We start from the raw sequence: 17,322 nt of genomic DNA on the forward strand, positions 1-17,322 counted from the left end.
CAAATAAAAAAAGCCTGTGTCGAGGACACAGGCTTTTGTCTGCGCTTTTGGCGCGGATCGCGATATTGCGAATTACCTCAGGCTGCGAGCCTGACGCTGCTGCGGCAGCCATCCATCAGGAACGACAGGCCAACGACCAGCACCAGCTCGCCCTCGGCCGAGCGCGCGGTGCCGGTGATGCCTTCGACCGTCAGCGCGGTCATCGGCTTGATCACCAGGTCGGCGGTGCCGTCCACCGCTTCCATCGCCAGGATGTAAGGCTGCGGCGCGTTGATGACGATGCCGACCTTCTCGGAAGCGGCCTCGTAGCCCAGCGCCAGCGCCAGCGAACGCACCGGCAGCGGGCGGCCCTGGTCCTTCAGCACCGGGGCGCCGCCGACGCAGGCGAAATCGTCCGGCAGCTCGACCACGCGCTCGACGACGGCCATCGGCAGCGCCAGTTGCGCGCCCGAGGTCGACACCAGCATGGTCGGCACGATCGACAGCTCGATCGGCAGGCGGATCGCGAAGCGCGTGCCCTTGCCCAGCGAGGATTCGATACGGATGGCGCCGCGGTTCTTCTCGACCGCCGTCTTGACCACGTCCATGCCCACGCCGCGGCCCGACACCGAGGAAGCCACTTCCTTGGTCGAGAAGCCCGGCAGGAACACGAGCTGGTACGCGTCTTCGTCGCTCTGGGCGCCGTTCTCGCCGATCAGCCCCTTGTCGACCGCCTTCTTGCGCAGCTTGACCGGGTCCATGCCCTTGCCGTCGTCCTGCAGCACGATCATGACGCTGTTGGCCTCCTGCCAGGCTTTCAGCAGGATGAAGGCCTTGGCCGGCTTGCCGGCGGCGACGCGTTCCTCGGGCGATTCGACGCCGTGGTCGAGCGCGTTACGCAGCATGTGCACCAGCGGATCGTACAGGCTGTCCACCACCACGCGGTCGACTTCGGTCTCGGCGCCTTCGATGGTCAGCTCGACGTCCTTGCCCAGGTCTTTTGCCAGCTCGCGCACGAGGCGCGGGAATTTCTGGAACAGGCGGCCCACCGGCTGCATGCGGGTCGCCAGCGTGGCGCGCTGCAGCTCGGCCGAGTAGCGCGAGGCGCGCTCCAGGGTTTCGGTGAGCGTGGCGATCAGCACGGCGGCCTGGCCTTCGAACTTGAACTGCTGCAGGCGTTCCAGCAGCACGGCGGCCTGGTTGGCGGCCTGCACCGACTCGCCTGCCACTTCGAGCAGCGCGTCGAGCTTGACCGCGTCGATACGGATGCTTTCGTCCTTGGCCGGCGCGGCGGCGGCGGGCTTGGTGTCGGTGCGGCGCTCGACGCCGTCCCAATTCTTGGCGGGCGCGGCAGCGGCAGGGGCGGCAACCGGGGCGGCGACGGCCACCGCGGCGGCAGCGGGGGCAGCAGGAGCAGCCGCGGTTGCGGCGCTCGCGTCGATCGCGTTCGCGGCCGGGACCACGGCGTTGTACATGCCGGTCCAGTCCAGGCCATCCTCGCCGGCGGCGGGCGCGGCGGCAGGCACGGTTTCCGGGGCAACCGCAGCCGCCACCGCGGCGACCGGCGCCGGTGCGGCAGCCGCCGGAGCGCTGTCCTTGCCTTCGATCGCATCCATCAGGATGCGTTCGAGGTCGCCCGGCATCTGCGCCAGGCCTTCCGGCGGCGTGCCGTTGTTCAGGTCACCCAGCTGGTCGGCAACGAAGCCCGACGCCTGCAGCGCGGCCTCGACCGCGAGCGGCGTCACCGGCGCGGCGCCGGTGCGCAGCGCGTCGAACAGGTTCTCGGTCAGGTGGCAGGCCGCCACCAGCGCCGGCAGGCCCATGAAACCGGCGCCGCCCTTGATCGTGTGGAACGAGCGGAACACCGCGTTCAGCGTTTCCTTGTTATCGGGGTCGCGTTCGAGGCGCAGCAGGTGCTCTTCTACGTTTACCGCCAGATCCATCGCCTCGACGACGAAATCCTTCAGCATATCGTCCATTAGAATCCCAGATCGGCAAGAAGATCGTCAACATTGTCCTGGTTCAGCGCCGCGTCCGGCACCGACGGGCCCTGCATCAGCGGCGCCGGAGCGGCCGCCGGCTGTTCTTTCTTGGCCAGTTTTTCCTTGATATCGGCCGGCGCGTGGTCGCGCAGCAGCTGAGCCAGCTCGCTTTCGACGGTCTGCGTGATCTTGACCACTTTCTTGATCAGCTGGCCGGTGATGTCCTGGAAGTCCTGGGCCATCATGATCTCGAGCAGGCGCGCCCGTTCGGCTTCGGTCGCTTCGTTGACCAGCGCGGCGAACTGGCGCGAATCGCCGGCCAGGGCCTTGAATTCGTCCAGGCTCAGCTTGCCCTCGAACAGGTCGGCCCAGCGGGTCTCCATGTCCTTGGCCTGCTTTTGCAGCTGGTCTTGCGCGGGCATGCCCTCGTCCAGGGTATTGAGCACCTTGTTGGCGGCCTGTTCGGTCAGCGTGGCGACGTATTCCAGGCGGTCCTGGGCGTCGACAATCTGCGACGACGCCTCGGTCAGCGCCTTGTCGTAGCCCAGCTCGCGCAGCGAGTCGTGCAGCAGGCGAACGATGCCGCCCAGGCGCTCGAACATGCCGTTTTCGTGGCCGTCGTCGGCATGCGTTCCAGCGGCCGGTGCGGCGGCCGGCGCCACGGTGGCGACCGCGGCAGTGGCGGCCACGGCGGCGACAGCCGGCGCGGCGGTGGCGGACACCTGGTCGAACAAGGATTCCAGGTCGTCCTCGTCGTTGCTGGCCGCGGCCAGGGCCGGCTCGGCCGCGGCGGAGGGGCCGGGCGGTGCGCTGGTGCGCTGCGCCGCCACTTCCTCGAATAGTGCGTCGAAATCGTCAGCGGCGTCGGTCATAATCCCTGCTTCTCCATAATGTATAAATGTGCAATCAGCTCTGCAATCCGGGGGTTCTGCTGCATCCACCGGGCCGGTTCGGCCGTAAAAAGTGCGGTGGAGTAATTGAAGCGAGTGTAGCAGTGTGGTTGCCGTAGGTAAATCTCAGAGAAGGCAATGCAACAAAATGGACAGGGAAACTTAATTCCGCGACAATTAAAACCGGGTGTTCCTGATGCTTTTCATAAGCATGGTGTTGTATTTTGTAATCGTAGGTCGGTTTTCCCGTCGCAGCGCAGCAGTGTTTGTTCATTTGATAGACCTCAACTGTTTGCGTCTCAGAAATCGCCATCCTGCACTGAGTCGTCAGAATGGGCGTGGCAAGGAGGAGGAAACATCATGTACCGCAAGATCCTGATCACCACCGACGGTTCGGCCGTGTCGCAGCACACCGCCTGCGCCGGCGTCAAATTCGCGCAGCAGATGGGCGCCGAGGTGCTGGCCCTGTTCGTCGCTCCCGAGTACCAGTACCCCGTCTACGTCGAGATCATCCCGCCCTCCTATCCCAGCGAAGAGGATTACATCGCCCAGATGCGGCGCATGGGCGAGGAATACATGGGCAAGATCACGCGCTCCTGCGCCGGCGCCAATCTCCAGTACCAATGCATGACGGCGTTTTCCGATTCGGCGGCGCTCAAGATCGTCGACGTCGCCGAGCAGGAAGGCTGCGACCTGATCTTCATGGGCTCGCACGGCCGCAGCGGCTGGAACCAGCTGCTGCTGGGCAGCGTCACCAACAAGGTGTTGTCGCATACGACCAAGCCGGTGCTGGTGCACCGCCTGATCGCCGAGCCGGCGGCTTCCTGACCCCGCCGCCCACGCGCTCTTGTATTTACAGCTACAATAGTTTTTTTGCTGATCAGGGTAGGAAACCGCTTCAGGCTCGAGGAAACGATAATGGTAAGAATCGTCATCGCCGATGACCACACGATCATGCGCGAAGGCCTCAAGCGCATCCTGGACGGCGCCGAGGAAGTCGACATCGTGGGCGAAGCCACCAATGGCTTCGAAGTCTTGTCGCTGGTACGCCAGGGCGGTTTCGACCTGCTGCTGCTCGACCTGTCCATGCCCGGCCGCAGCGGCGTCGACCTGATCCGGCAGGTGCGCAGCGAAGCGCCCAAGCTGGCCATCCTGATCCTGACCATGCACGAAGAAGAGCAGTACGCGGTGCGCGCGATCCGGGCCGGCGCCCAGGGCTATCTCACCAAGGAAAGCGCCGGCACGCAACTGGTGGGGGCGATCCTACGCATAAGTTTCCTCTAGACGCCTTGACTTGGCGGTTATCGTAAAATGGACAGGCTCGTAGAGATGACCTATCCTTAAACCGAGCCGCCAACATTCAAAAGCGAATACTCCCGTCATGACCGACGAAAAGGCAAGATCGCTCGCATCGAAAATCGTCCTTCCACGATTCACACTCACGGAGGTTTGTGCATGTGATGAACCAGGCGCAACGGAACGCGTTATAACACCCACCGGGGCGGAAAGTACTGGCTATTTCTTTCGCCCATCTGCCCGGCCTGTAGCATATTCCCAAACGGGGTCCTCGTATTCCTACAACCTCATGCCGGTTGTTCTTGATGGCGCCGGTGCCCCTTGGGCTGACGCCAACCTGTATCTGCTTGCGCGCATCGAGGGTGTGCTTTCGCCATCCATGACCACTTACCATGGTATCGCCGACGACCTAGCTGCGTTTTATCGCTTCCTGGAGGAAGACGGTCTCGACTACAAAGCATTTCCGCGGCGCCGGCTATTGCGGCCAACCTACCGCTACCGAGCCTACCTGCAGCAAAGGATCATGGCGGGCGAGATAGCTCCGACGACCGCCCGCCGGCGTATATCCACAGTCATCGGATTCTACAGATGGCTATCGGCGGAGAATGTATTCGTTCCTGACAACCCGCCCTGGGAAGAGCACGACGTCTACATTCAGCTGAATAATGACGTCGGCTTTCGGCGGTCAAAGGTGGTTGTGGCCACAGATATTGGTGTGCGGGTTCCCGTCCAGAATGACCCTTATACAGGAACCATCGAGGATGGCGGGAAGCTGCGCCCATTGCCGATCGATGAACAGCAGCACTTGCTAGATTCATTGCTGGATCTTGGCAATACCGAAATGACCTTGTTACACATATTTGCGCTCTTTACTGGGGCGCGCATACAAACAGCACTCACTCTGCGCGCACGGTACTTCCAGTCTGAACTTCCACCAGCTGTTAAAGAGTTTCGCCTTCCGGTTGGCCCAGGCACCTCGATAGACACGAAGAATGGGAAGCGCATGGTTTTGCATATTCCTGCTTGGCTGTATGAGAAGTTGCGCATCTACGCAGCGAGCCCGCGAGCTACAAAGCGCCGAATTCGCGCGGGTAGCGATACATCAGACCAGTATCTATTCTTATCGTCTCGTGGCGTTCCCATGTATTCGTCCAAGGTGGACCAGAATCGCTTTAATGACGCCTCAACGCTCCGCCATGAGAAGCATGGCCAAGCGGTGAGACAATACATCCGCGAATTCGTTATCCCTGCAGTATGCAGAAGGCTTGGTCGGTCATTTTATTATCGGTTTCATGATCTCCGGGCATCGTTCGGGATGAATCTCACTGATCACCAGCTGGCCATTGCGCGAAGCGGCAAGGTGACTCTTCATCAGGTGCGCGAGTTCGTGAAAGTTAGGATGGGTCATGAGAGCTCAGCGACGACTGATTTGTACTTGCAATTCCGCCAGCACGCGGCAATGGTTGAACGGGTACAACAGGGTTATGATCAGCACCTACAGCACTTGATCAATACCGTTATTGATGGCGAGTTATGACTCAGTTCGTGAAGAGGCAGGTAGAACTTATCGAACTGCCGATGCCAGTCGAGTTGTTCATCTTACGCCCTGAGAATGCAATGGTGGTTGCGCCTGGGAGCGAAGGGGCTGTTGATCTTGGCGCGTCGTGCTATCTGAGGCGGCATCCTTCAGGGAAAATGAGGCTTCAACTTCATGGTGGTCGGTCTGTTGACTTATCGAGCCTGATATTGGCGCGCACTAAACAAATCCGAAGCGTGATCCAGGAAATGTCAGATGACCTGCGCCTCGGGGCCGCATCTCGTACCGTGTTTTTCAATGCCAGAAACTTCTGTCGATTTCTGGACTGGGCCGATTCCAGTGGACTGCCAGATGTGCTAGGGGAAGTTAATGACGCTAGAGACGCATTTGCAGCATACGTGGAATATTTGAGAGAGCGGGTGCGCCTGAATAGTATGTCTGTCAATTCCGCCGCACATTATCAACGGAGCGTCCACCGTACCCTGTCGCGGCTGTATGCCATCGACGATTTATCGGCCGGGGTACGCAAAGTGCGGCACTCACTAGCCGCCCAGGAAATTACTGGCCTGCCAGATGACACACAGCAAGGTCGGATCCTTGCGCTTTGCTCCGCGCTGTTTTCGAGCTTCACAGACTTTGTCGTTGAATCCCAACCCTTCCCTTTCTTACTCTCGCTACCAGCCCGCGCTGATGATGCTAGCCTTGCAGTTTGGGTTTTTCCGACTGCCAATAAATTTCACTTGCCTTGGGAAGGTGAGTTGCCGTCCCCCACTAGTCAGCCCAACGTCGGGTTCAACTACGCGGATGGATCACTACGGACGGCAGATCAAATCCGAAGCACTGCACCGCATCGAGGCGACTTCAAGCTAGCAGCTAAATTAGCCGTCAAGGCGCTGAACGATGCCAACGCAGATACTCGACACCATCGACGCTTGCGCTTGGCTGTGACCGCTCATAACGCGTTTGTAATGCTGTTTGTCGCGCATACCGGAATGAACTGGGCTCAAGTAGAAGCTCTGGCCTGGTCTGACAATTTTTCGGTTTCCCCTGAGCGCCAGGGCTTTCGTGCGATTAAATATCGTGCTGGCGGCAAGATCGTATCTTTCCAGATTGGCGCCGGCTTTCTCCCATTATTCAGGCGGTTCCTTGCGTTGCGCGACTACCTCCTTGGTGGGGCTTCTTTTGAGTTCCTGTTCTTCTCATTTGGGTCAAAGCTACCGGCAGCACCTGCCCAAATCGACCTCGATGTGGTTTACAGTTTCAACAAATTGCTTCGCCGACTCGATCCTCAGATCCAGCCGATTAACCTTCGCCAATGGCGTGCCGCAAAGGCTGATTGGCTTATTCGAAATACTGACCCGGCCACTACCGCATTACTTCTTCAAAATACCGAACGGACGGTCATGCGACACTACGCGGCCGGATCGGAGACCCAGACGGCACTGGAGTTTGGTCAATATTTCGACCGGTTGGAAAATGTAGTGACCGATGCCACGGTGCCAATTGCAAAGACCAGTGCGGTTGGTAGTTGCATTAGCTTTGGTTCACCAAGTCCTGATTTGTCGGCTACCGCCATAAAGCCAGATTGTAAGCAGCCAGAGGGGTGTCTGTTTTGTACTCACTTTGCAGTGCATGCTGATAAAACCGACGTACGTAAACTTTTGAGCTGCCGGCACTGCATCTTGCAGACTGAGCACATGGCAGATTCGCAGCAACATTTCCAGGATCTGTTCGGACCTGTGATCCAACGTATCGACGCGATCATCAACCATATTAGCGGAAAGTCCGATCAACATCAGCGCCTTGTCGAGCTGGTTCGCTCCCAAGTAGAAGACGAAACCGGACTCGACCCGTACTGGGAACGCAAGATGGAAATGCTAGTCAGTTTAGGGATGATTGCATGACGACCAATAGCCGCAGGACCTTGGCTATTCAGCCAGGCGATGGAATTGAAGTTTCGCTCGACGGCTGGACAAAGGAACGCCCGCCACCGGCAGACTTCGTTATCAGCCGCAAGCGTGACGGCAGCGCTGCGTCGAAGTATGGTGACGACACATGGGACTTCTCGGCATATCATCCTCTCAGCCGGTCCGCGCGGATCAACATGACAACATTGGGTCCAGTTGAGGCGGACCAGGGCATTTCTAGGACGATCACCATTGACATCCGATGGCTCCTGTTTGTGTTGATGGCATTGCGACATGGCCCACCGTTGTCATTGGCCACTATTCGATCGTATCTTCGACTTTTAAGGACAATGGGGCGCTTTGCACTGCGTCACGAACAGTCCATTATTAGTTTGATTGAAAATGTAGCACTTATGCGGGTATTTATATCCGAGGCCTGCGGCGCTGACCTCGCTGCCACAAGAAGTCTGCTGAAAACGCTGCACGAGCTGGGTGAAAGCGCAATTGGATTCAAGCCTGTGAGTCTCCATGCCGTGTCCACACTTGAAACCTTGGCCGCCGGCCTCAGGGGAAAACGGCGACAGCACCCACCGATCCCCACTAGGATCTATACGCAGATTATCTCCAGGCTGTCCGGCGCCATCACGTCCTTCCATGCCGTTTCGGCACGTTATGTCGCACTGGTCCAAGCCTGTCATGCAAGCCCTACGCTGGGTAGAAGCATTGTTTTACAGCAGAGATGGAATCGCGCAATCTCCAGCATTGCCGGCCCACAGGAACAGTTTGCAAACCTACTCGCTCGATTCCGGCTGACGGACTACTTCAATGAGTGGGGTTTGGTCCAGACAGTGCAGGGAATGGGCAAAGGGTTGAGCGACGTGCAGCTGGTATGCAAGCTCCAAATCCAATTGTTCACCGGCATGCGCTCCGGCGAAGCCTTGAGTCTTACTTACTCATGCCTGGCTGAACGGCGGACTAATGGTCGCGAGCATTTGGAGATACAAGGCCAGACTACGAAACTCAATAATGGCACGGCAAAGAGTGCGAAGTGGGTAACTTGTGGGGATGGTGCCCATGCGGTCCGGTGCGCCCAGTCTATTGCGCGGATAATTTATGCCCTGAATGGTGTATCGGTCCAGGAGCTGGACTCGCGCGGCGACGAATACCCGCTTTTTGTCAGTGCCAGCTACCTTGGTTTTGCCGGAGTCATCCCGCACTCACCGACGGGTACCTTTGCATGTAGTCACCTCGATACATTTAACATGAAGGAGCTTTTCACGCGCATCGTGCCGGCCATCACCGATGAAGATCTTTGCGAACTGGAGCAGGTCGATCCTCACAGAGCATGGCGAAGCGAACAGCAATTCGAAGTCAGCAGACTTTGGCCGCTTACGTCACACCAGTTTCGTCGCTCGCTCGCCCTGTATGCGTCGAGGTCTGGCCTGGTCACCCTGCCGTCGCTACGTCGACAGCTGCAACACATTACGGAAGCGATGTCTCGGTATTATGCGACCGGAAGCGCATATGCTGTGGACCTGCTTACCGGTCATGCTGGTCATTTCGGCGTAGAGTGGCAAAAGACGCAGCCTGAATCCGAAGCCTTGGCCTACTTCAAGAACGTGCTCTTGAGCGACGACCGCCTGTTTGGCGGGCATGGCACTTGGGTGGAGTTGCATGGCCAGCTGACAGGGGCGGCGCTACTGGAGGAGCGCGAAAAGACAGTGAAGTTATTTAAGAAGGGCGAGCTGTCCTTCCGTGAAACTCCACTTGGCGGTTGCACGAGCGTACAAGCTTGCGACAAGCGCCCGTTGCGCTCTGTCGTCTCATGCCTAGACTGCGGCAAGGCTGTGATCAAGATGCCCAAACTTGCCATGGTAATTAGTGCGCAGGAGAGCTTGGTTCGCAGCTTAGATCCGGGGACCGTTGAAGGCCGCTCCGAAAGCGATGACCTCGGCGTCATGGTGGCGACATACACGCGGTTAGAGCTGCAGAGCAGATCAAAAAAGAGGACTGAAATTGACAACGGCACTTGAAGAATACTACGAAGCCTTGGACCGTCTGAAAGGTAACCGACCACTTCGCGCCCCCAAGGGTACAAGGATCACCAATGATGCTGTTTCGTTGGAAGCTGGCAGGGGCAAGGGAAGCATCAAGAAGTCTCGCGCATTGTTTGCTGATCTCATCTTCGCGATCGATGCCGCGGCTGCTGAACAGGTGGCACCAGCCGCAGACGGCCAAGAAAAATTAGCCAAGACCAAGGCGCAGGTGGAGCGTTATCGTGTGCTCTACGAAGAGGCTATAGCGAGGGAAGTTTCCCTATTAAAGGAAAACTTCGAATTGAAACGGGAACTTAAAAGGCTGGGTGGGCCGACCATCTTAGCCTCGGGTAGGGAGCGGGTGCTGCAGGATGTGCCTTGACTGACGGCTCAGCAGCGGGTCTAGGTGAACTCTAAGCTATCAGCCCCCATTGCAGGTGGTATCTCGACTACGATGGATGCTTTCATCACTACCTTCTAGTCTCACTGACCGCCGCCCCCGTTCTCATGCGTTGCGGTTCAGATGGGGCGCGACGAACTGTGTTCGCCCTTCGGCGGTCGAAACAGCCACGACCACCCGTCTGGGTCACTGTGAGGTGTTGCCATAGGTTAAGAAGTGAGAGTTTTTCAATTGAGCAAGCTGATATCCTGACGTTTTTAGCGCGCGAGATAATAAGAGTGCCTAACAAAACCTCTCGACATACCGCCAACAGATGAGCGAGCAGGCAAGCGACAGGAGAGCCTGGTGCACATCTGATCTCCGCTCATGCCGGATGCGCAATCTGCGGAAGCGGTGTAGCCAACCCAACGTTCGCTCGACGACCCAACGCCACCGACTAAGCCTTTCGCGCGACTCGACGCCGTAGCGCGCGATACGAGCTGCGATGCCCCGACTGCGCAGCCAAGCCCGATGGGCTCTCGAACCGTACGCTCGATCGGCATGCAGCTTACCTGGACGTTTGCGGGCGCGCCTGCCAGCCCCTTAACTGCTGGGATTGACTCTACCAGCGGGATGAGGAAGCGCGAGTCGTGCACCTGTGCGCCCGGGATCTGGGCCACTAGGGGAAGCCCACGCTCATCCACCAGCAAATGGTGTTTGCAGCCGAGTTTGCCGCGATCAGTTGGATTTCGGCCCGTGTGCTCGCCTCCAGCCGGTGCCGGTACGCTTGCAGCGTCAACGCAAGCTCGATCCCACATGATCTGGTCGTGCTCTCGGAGCCGTCGAAGAATCACCTCGTGGATGCGCTGCCAAACGCCGCTAGCATCCATTCGTGAAGGCGGCGCCAGCAAGTCATGCGGCTGCCGCAGCCGAGTTCGCGCGGCAGGTACTCCTACGGTATTCCAGTCTTGAGAACAAACAGGATTCCAGTCAAGGCCGCGCGATCATCAATGCGCGGGCGCCCGCCTTTCGGCGATGGCCGACGGGTTGGAAGATGAACTGCGATAAGGGACCACAGTTCTCCGGGAAGAAGTGCTTAGGCCATGCCATTAGTCCGTCTACGAACGCGCACGCCATGTTAGTGCCCTGACTGGGTTAGCGTACGTCCGCTATCGACCCAAAGCGACCTTCGCTTGACGGGACTCGCTTGCCACGAAGCTGAGCACGCCATTCCTCAGCACGAAATCTATGCCGACGCCTCGAATAGAAATGAGTTTGACTCGGCCACATCACGGTGATAATTGTAGATCTTTGCACGAAAGCAAGATGGTATCCTAATGCATTGTGGTCCAAGGATCAATCATCAACCCACTCATCATAGACTCATACTAGTGGATTTTTTAAAACCAGTAAATTTTCCAACAAATAGCAGTAATTATACTAATAGGATTTTTATGCCTTCACTTCAACGATTGAAAATAAATGGTCTATACGGCGAACGGGATATTGATATTCCATTTCTTGACAACATCAAGATTATCGTTGCAGAGAATGGCTATGGGAAAACAACTGTATTGAATGCATTGTATGCTTTGGCTTCGGGAAATATTACTAGGTTAAGGAAACTGCCATTTGAAACCATCGAAGTTAATTTCGATGATGGTTCAAAATACTTAGTGGACAAAAAGGCTTTGACTTTCACTGGAAAAATGATAGAAAAAAACCCATTTTTCGAGCATATAAAGCGGATTTTGGGTGAGGATGAAGCCGTATTGCTAGCTGAAAGCTTTTTGCAAAAATCTCCTGGCGAATTTAGATCTTCTCCCCAATTTCAAGCAGCCCGCAGGAAAATAGACATCCCAGCCAGTGCATTTTACGAATACTTAGGTGAAATAAGAAAATCCGTAAACAATGGTACAGTTATCTCTAAAGCTCGCGATACTTTAAAATCTATCAGACAAAAACTTGGATTCAATGTTTTGTACCTTCCTACATATCGTCGTGTAGAACAAGATTTTCGCGATCGAAGAAGTTCTAGTGAAAATAACGAAAATTCGGATAACCCATATGATGATACTATCAATTTTGGAATGGCGGATGTCGACTCCCGTATTAAAGAGTTAACCTCGGAAATTCTATCATCGTCCGTTGAATGGTTTTCTAAAGTCAATGGAGAAATGTTGGGTCAACTTGTTGAAGGTTTTAAAGTTGACGAAAACCTAAAGAAAAGCATACAAGATCCCGACGCAATCAAAATTGTACTGGATAGGATCGGCGCAAACGTAAAAATTGAACAAAAAAAACAGATTCTTAAATTAATCGAAACTGGCGACATATTTCACGGCCACGATCCCCTAATATACTTCATTTCGAATCTTGTTAAAGTTTACGAACAACAGAGAGAGAACGATAGATCTATTCAAGCATTCACCGAAGTCTGTAATCGCTATCTTGGAGACAAAAAGCTTGAGTACAATGAAAGTCTAGTATCCGTCCGCATTGTCCGTAGAAAAAATAATCGAGAGGTGGATATTGAAACCTTGTCATCTGGAGAAAAACAGATTATTTCGTTATTCTGTTCTCTTTACTTGAAGCGAGAAACGAATGTTGCAATATTTTTTGACGAACCCGAATTATCCCTATCCCTTGAATGGCAAAAAACTTTGCTCCCAGACGTAATGAACTCTGGACGTTGTGGATTCCTTTTCGCCACTACACATTCGCCATTTATTTTTGAGAATGATCTCAGCCGTTATGCGGTAGATTTGGGTCATTATATCAAGGAGCGTTAATGGATCGGGTCACTGCAATGCAAGCTGCTGGGCAATCCTACTCTGTAAAATTTCTTGAAATTACGCGAGCGTTTGGAAAAGACCCGAATTTATTTATTTGTGTTTTTGAGGGGGAGGATGGTAAATATTATTCGCCTAGGGTCAGTTTTGCTTTAGGTGCAGAAAAATGGTATGGCGTCAATGCTGGCGGAAAGGCAAAAGTCCTCGAAGTCCACGAGATTCTAACGAAACATCCGTTATACAAATTTTTTCGCTTCGCCTGCTTTATCGATGCGGACTATGATCACTGGACCGATCATTCTAAAAAGACGAATTTATACTGCACAAAAACTTATTCAATTGAGAATTTTTACACAACTCCTGATGCGATTAGAGAAATAATTGCTAACGAATTCGGAGTTTCTGAGTTTGGTGATGAAGCTGCGGACTTTAATAAAATAATATATACCTATCTGGAAATCTTAGATATAACCTGCTCCGCGTTGAGCGAATTCAATTACATTGCAAAAGCGCACCGTATAATGGAGCGTGATGAGAAAACAAAATTCAAGTTAAACTTGAGCAATGTAAAACTATCCGATCTTATTCAGGTGGGTTTAGATGACATTGTTATTGTTTATAATGTTGAAAATCCCATTACGGTTTTCAAAGATGCTAAAAATCTCGCCATAGACGATGTCGCACTGGAAGAAGCAAAGATCACCCTTCCGAAAAAGTCTTGGCCCGATAGTTTCAGAGGTAAGCAGCAGATTGACTTTCTACGCACTTGGCTTTCAATTTTGAAGCAAGATCGATGCTCAAAAAATCCGTCTTTCTGTGAAAAGCCAGGGAATGTGAAACTTTCCCTTTCGAAAGATAATTGTCTTTCTGAATTGTCACAATACGCGACAACTCCCCAGTGCCTTAGGGATTTCCTTGCGGCATTTGCGCTTGTACCGGAGCCATCTCGCGTACATTGAACGTCATTGGTTTGTTAGATCGGTTCGCTACTACTCAAGATAGTGGTAGCGAGCGTAAATCTAGGCTGCAGGAGAAACTGAATGATGCCTAGGATAGGTCTGCTTTTGGACGAGCGCGGACGGTCGGCACTGCTCAGTGTATTCGGCTGTTGCCTGCTGAGCAACTACAGGGTTTTGTTAGGCGCTCTAAGTCTCGAGCTTCATGATGCCGCGCCAGAATTCGGTTAGTCGCTGTCGGGTCAAACAATAAACATAGTTTGAGAGGAATCGATGAAAATCAGAAAAATATCGATCAATAATTTTCGGGGAATAAAAAAGCTTGAGTGGTGTCTTCCAACCGCGGACATTTTCTGTTTGATCGGAAAGGGTGACTCTTCAAAGTCCTCAATCCTGGAGGCGATTAGATACGTCTTCTATCCGCAATGGAATTTAGCTTTCAGCGATTCAGACTTCTACATGAGCAATGTTGAAGAGCCCGTCGTCATTGAAGTTTCTATCGGTGAGCTGGCAGAGGAGTTCTGCTCGTTGACGAAGTATGGACACTGTTTGCGAGGCTGGGACGCCAAGAAACTTTTGCTCCATGCCGAACCAGATGACCATCTGGAACGGATTCTGACTGTAAGGCTGACGGTGAATAAGGATCTGGAACCGAGGTGGCAGGTGGTGAGCGATGGCAAGCCAGAAGGTATAGATTTCAAAACGGCGGATCGAAACAAGGTGAGCGTCGGCCTCATCGGTGCCTATAGTGAAAAGCAGCTTTCCTGGGCCAATGGCACCGCGCTCGCTAAGCTTACAGAAGCACAGAGCTTGAATGAGCTTCTTGCGAAGACCTCACGAACAACTCGATCGTCGCTTGATGCGCACAGAGCTGTCAATTTGAAAAATTTCGATGCGGCTGCCGCCAAGTCGCAGGTGCTTGCAAAGGAACTTGGGGTTCCTGTTCGTGATGCCTATAGGGCTCACTTGGACACTAATGCGATCAACCTGAAGGTGGGAGGCCTTGCGCTCCATGATGGAGAAATTCCATTGCGACAGTTGGGTTTGGGATCACGCAGAATGCTCTTATGTGGCATTCAAAAGATGGGGTTGGAAGACGGTCACATTACCCTGTTTGATGAAGTTGAATTTGGGCTTGAGCCCTTCCGAATCACGCGACTAATTAAGCATATAAGGGAAGACGAGCGTGGGCAGTATTTTCTAACAACGCATTCGCCTATCGTTCTGCGAGAATTTACTGTCAAAGAGCTTCATATCGTTCACAACAAGGCCGGGATGGTGCAGATCATTCCTGCTGCTGACGAAAGCCTTAAAGAACACCAAGTTCAAGGCAAGATCAGATTAAATGCAGAAGCCTTCCTAGCGAAGAAAGTAGTTGTCTGTGAAGGTGCCACAGAAGTTGGTTTCGTGAGGGGTTTTGACGATCATCAAATTGAACAAGGCAAGGACGCGCTTTCCTATCATGGCGTTGAACTTCTTGACGCCAAGGGAGGGGCTAAGATCAAAGCGCTGGCGAAGGCACTGAAGTCTCTTTGCTATGACGTGTCCGTGCTCGCTGATGCTGATGCCCCGGACCAATTCTCTCCTGCAGACGAGGCTGAGCTGATAGAGCTTGGAATCACAGTGGTGGTATGGGGCGACAAGCAATCGCTGGAAGAACGGGCTATTCAAGATTTACCTTGGAATGCGATTCAAGCGAGCTTGAAACTTGCGCAGAGTGAATTTTCTGTTCCAGTACGTGATCACGTTTTGGCACGGCTGACAGATAAATTGGAGCTTGATAAAAATACGGATAATTGGGTTGACAGCGCAAATCTTAGAAAGGCTATCGGCATCGCTGCCAAGAAGTCTGAATGGTTCAAGAGCGTGTCCAAAGGTGATCTATGGTTCAAGGCGATTGCTCCTGCGTACAAAACCGCCGAATTCGCAAAGAAGGATTTAGCCGTGAAACTGAACAAGTTCTGGACATGGGTAGAACATGTCTGATGAACTCGCAATCACGCTAAGTAAGTGCACCACCAAGGGGTATGTCATTGCCCCAGCTGGCTTTGGCAAAACCCATTTGATTGCGTTGGCGGTGAAGGCCTCCACTCAGCGTCAGCTAGTTTTGACGCATACATTTGCGGGCGTGGCTTCTATCAAGACCAAAATGAACGACCTTGGTGTTCCGGCTGCAAAATTCCAACTGGACACCATTGCCAGTTGGTCGCTGCGACTTTGCCTCGCATATCCCAAAACGTCAGGCTGGGACATCGAGAATCCATCAAGCAAAGAATGGGAAAAGCTTTATGTGTGCTGCTCGAAATTGCTTAAAAAGGAGTTCATTCGCCATATCGTCAAGTCTACCTACTCTGGGGTGTATGTTGATGAGTATCAGGATTGCTCTGACGTCCAACACGGTTTGATTTTTGAGTTAGCGCAGTTTATGCCAAGTCGCATCTTGGGCGATCCGTTGCAGGCCATATTTGACTTTGATAGTGTCGGAAAGCCTGTAGATTGGGACCTCAAGATCTATCCGCACTTCAATTGCCTTGGGGAGTTAGAGGTGCCGCACCGATGGAATAATGCAGGTGCCCCTGAACTTGGGACCTGGTTAAAGAAGGTCCGTAAGAAGCTGGAACTTGGACAGCAGATTGACCTTCGGAACGATGTGCCCGCGTGTGTGAAGAGAGATTACACAACGCCAGAGTACTTAGGCAACAAACAGTATTCGGTGCTGTGCGATTTCCTTGGGCTCGATAGTTCGGTTATTGCCATTCATGGCGGCGATCAGGAGTCCAAAAATAAGACACACCTCCTTGCCCGGACAATGGCTGGCCGTTTCTCTTCGATTGAAGAAGTTGAGGGAAAGGCACTTTTCTCGTTCATTAGAAAGTTTGAAAAAGCCAAGACAGTCAAGGATGGGTTCTTGCTGGCCTTAGAATTCGCTAAAAAGTGCCTTACAGGAGTGGACAAGTCCCTAGCGGCTGGCACGAAGAAGGGGGAGGTGGCCAAGCAAATCAAGACCACAAGATATCCCGTGGTGTTGAGTAGTGCAAACCTCTATCTCAGCGCACCGTCTGCATACAACCTCAGAGCATTCTTCCTTGCGTTGCAAGCTTGCCCGGAGACGTCACCGTACAGGCGAGACTTGCTGTACCGCTTTCTAAATGTACTGAAACTCCAGATCGATAGAGAGACGACTACTTTAATCGAGGCCGCGCATCAGTACCAACGTGATCTTAGACATACAGGAAGACCTATTCTCCACAGAAAAATAATCGCAACAACACTGCTGGTAAAAGGGCTTGAGTACGATCATGCGGTAGTGCTCGATGCCGATTCACTTAGCGCCAAAGACTTGTATGTGGCAATGACTCGTGGGTCGAAATCGCTCACGCTTATTTGCACCGGTAAAGGTATTCTAGGTAAATAGTGGGCGTTAGAAAATCTATTTTGCGCGGATCTAAAGCTCAGGGTGTTTGAAGTGCGTGCAGAGAAAATGGACTCGTATCTCAGCGCGTGTCCATTTTTCCTTGTCGAAAAATGGACAGGAACCAATGTGTCTGGTTGCCCCGTCCGCCTATGA

At 53.7% G+C, this 17,322-nt stretch carries 11 protein-coding genes and 2 pseudogenes; 10 read left to right on the forward strand and 3 right to left on the reverse strand.

Annotated features, from left to right (window positions below):
• Positions 1–77: 77 nt before the first annotated feature.
• Complete coding sequence (locus KY496_RS11440; protein WP_219864797.1) at positions 78–1,958, reverse strand: chemotaxis protein CheA; 1,881 nt, start codon at positions 1,956–1,958, stop codon at positions 78–80.
• Positions 1,958–2,833: a protein phosphatase CheZ gene (locus KY496_RS11445; RefSeq protein WP_219864798.1), complete on the reverse strand. Its 876-nt coding sequence runs from the start codon at positions 2,831–2,833 to the stop codon at positions 1,958–1,960. Before KY496_RS11445 ends, KY496_RS11440 begins: the two co-directional genes overlap by 1 nt.
• 378 nt (positions 2,834–3,211) lie before the next feature.
• Here KY496_RS11445 and KY496_RS11450 point away from each other — a divergent pair, with 378 nt between their 5' ends.
• The 6 genes and pseudogenes from KY496_RS11450 (at position 3,212) to KY496_RS11475 (ending at position 10,009) form a co-directional block, all read left to right on the forward strand.
• Positions 3,212–3,679, forward strand: coding sequence for a universal stress protein (locus tag KY496_RS11450; protein ID WP_005662701.1), 468 nt, complete (start codon positions 3,212–3,214; stop codon positions 3,677–3,679).
• Positions 3,680–3,769: 90 nt separating this feature from the next.
• Positions 3,770–4,126, forward strand: a pseudogene (locus KY496_RS11455) (response regulator transcription factor); the annotation flags it as partial.
• 106 nt (positions 4,127–4,232) lie between these two features.
• Complete coding sequence (locus KY496_RS11460; protein WP_219864799.1) at positions 4,233–5,684, forward strand: site-specific integrase; 1,452 nt, start codon at positions 4,233–4,235, stop codon at positions 5,682–5,684.
• Positions 5,681–7,588, forward strand: a complete 1,908-nt coding sequence (locus KY496_RS11465) for a hypothetical protein (protein WP_219864800.1) — start codon at positions 5,681–5,683, stop codon at positions 7,586–7,588. The genes KY496_RS11460 and KY496_RS11465 overlap by 4 nt, the downstream gene beginning before the upstream one ends.
• The gene (locus KY496_RS11470) at positions 7,585–9,624 is read left to right on the forward strand and encodes a hypothetical protein (protein WP_219864801.1); all 2,040 of its coding nucleotides are present in this window, start codon (positions 7,585–7,587) and stop codon (positions 9,622–9,624) included. Before KY496_RS11465 ends, KY496_RS11470 begins: the two co-directional genes overlap by 4 nt.
• A complete protein-coding gene (locus tag KY496_RS11475; protein WP_219864802.1) occupies positions 9,608–10,009 on the forward strand; it encodes a hypothetical protein in 402 nt (133 codons plus the stop codon). Before KY496_RS11470 ends, KY496_RS11475 begins: the two co-directional genes overlap by 17 nt.
• Positions 10,010–10,309: 300 nt before the next feature.
• On the opposite strand, the pseudogene KY496_RS11480 reads toward KY496_RS11475, so the two are convergent.
• Positions 10,310–11,084: pseudogene (locus KY496_RS11480) on the reverse strand (IS5 family transposase).
• Positions 11,085–11,460: 376 nt separating this feature from the next.
• Between KY496_RS11480 and KY496_RS11485 the strand changes: the two are divergent.
• The 4 genes from KY496_RS11485 to KY496_RS11500 all read left to right on the forward strand — a co-directional run bounded on the left by KY496_RS11485 (position 11,461) and on the right by KY496_RS11500 (position 17,169).
• Positions 11,461–12,798, forward strand: a complete 1,338-nt coding sequence (locus KY496_RS11485) for an AAA family ATPase (RefSeq protein ID WP_219864803.1) — start codon at positions 11,461–11,463, stop codon at positions 12,796–12,798.
• Complete coding sequence (locus KY496_RS11490) at positions 12,798–13,757, forward strand: DUF4435 domain-containing protein (RefSeq protein ID WP_219864804.1); 960 nt, start codon at positions 12,798–12,800, stop codon at positions 13,755–13,757. The genes KY496_RS11485 and KY496_RS11490 overlap by 1 nt, the downstream gene beginning before the upstream one ends.
• 270 nt (positions 13,758–14,027) lie before the next feature.
• Positions 14,028–15,740 (forward strand): ATP-dependent endonuclease, encoded by a 1,713-nt coding sequence (locus tag KY496_RS11495; RefSeq protein ID WP_219864805.1) that lies wholly within the window; start codon positions 14,028–14,030, stop codon positions 15,738–15,740.
• Positions 15,733–17,169, forward strand: coding sequence for a UvrD-helicase domain-containing protein (locus tag KY496_RS11500; protein WP_219864806.1), 1,437 nt, complete (start codon positions 15,733–15,735; stop codon positions 17,167–17,169). The genes KY496_RS11495 and KY496_RS11500 overlap by 8 nt, the downstream gene beginning before the upstream one ends.
• Positions 17,170–17,322 lie beyond the last annotated feature (153 nt).

The sequence above is a fragment of the Massilia sp. NP310 genome (genome assembly GCF_019443485.1).
Taxonomy (GTDB): Bacteria; Pseudomonadota; Gammaproteobacteria; order Burkholderiales; family Burkholderiaceae_D; genus Telluria; species Telluria timonae.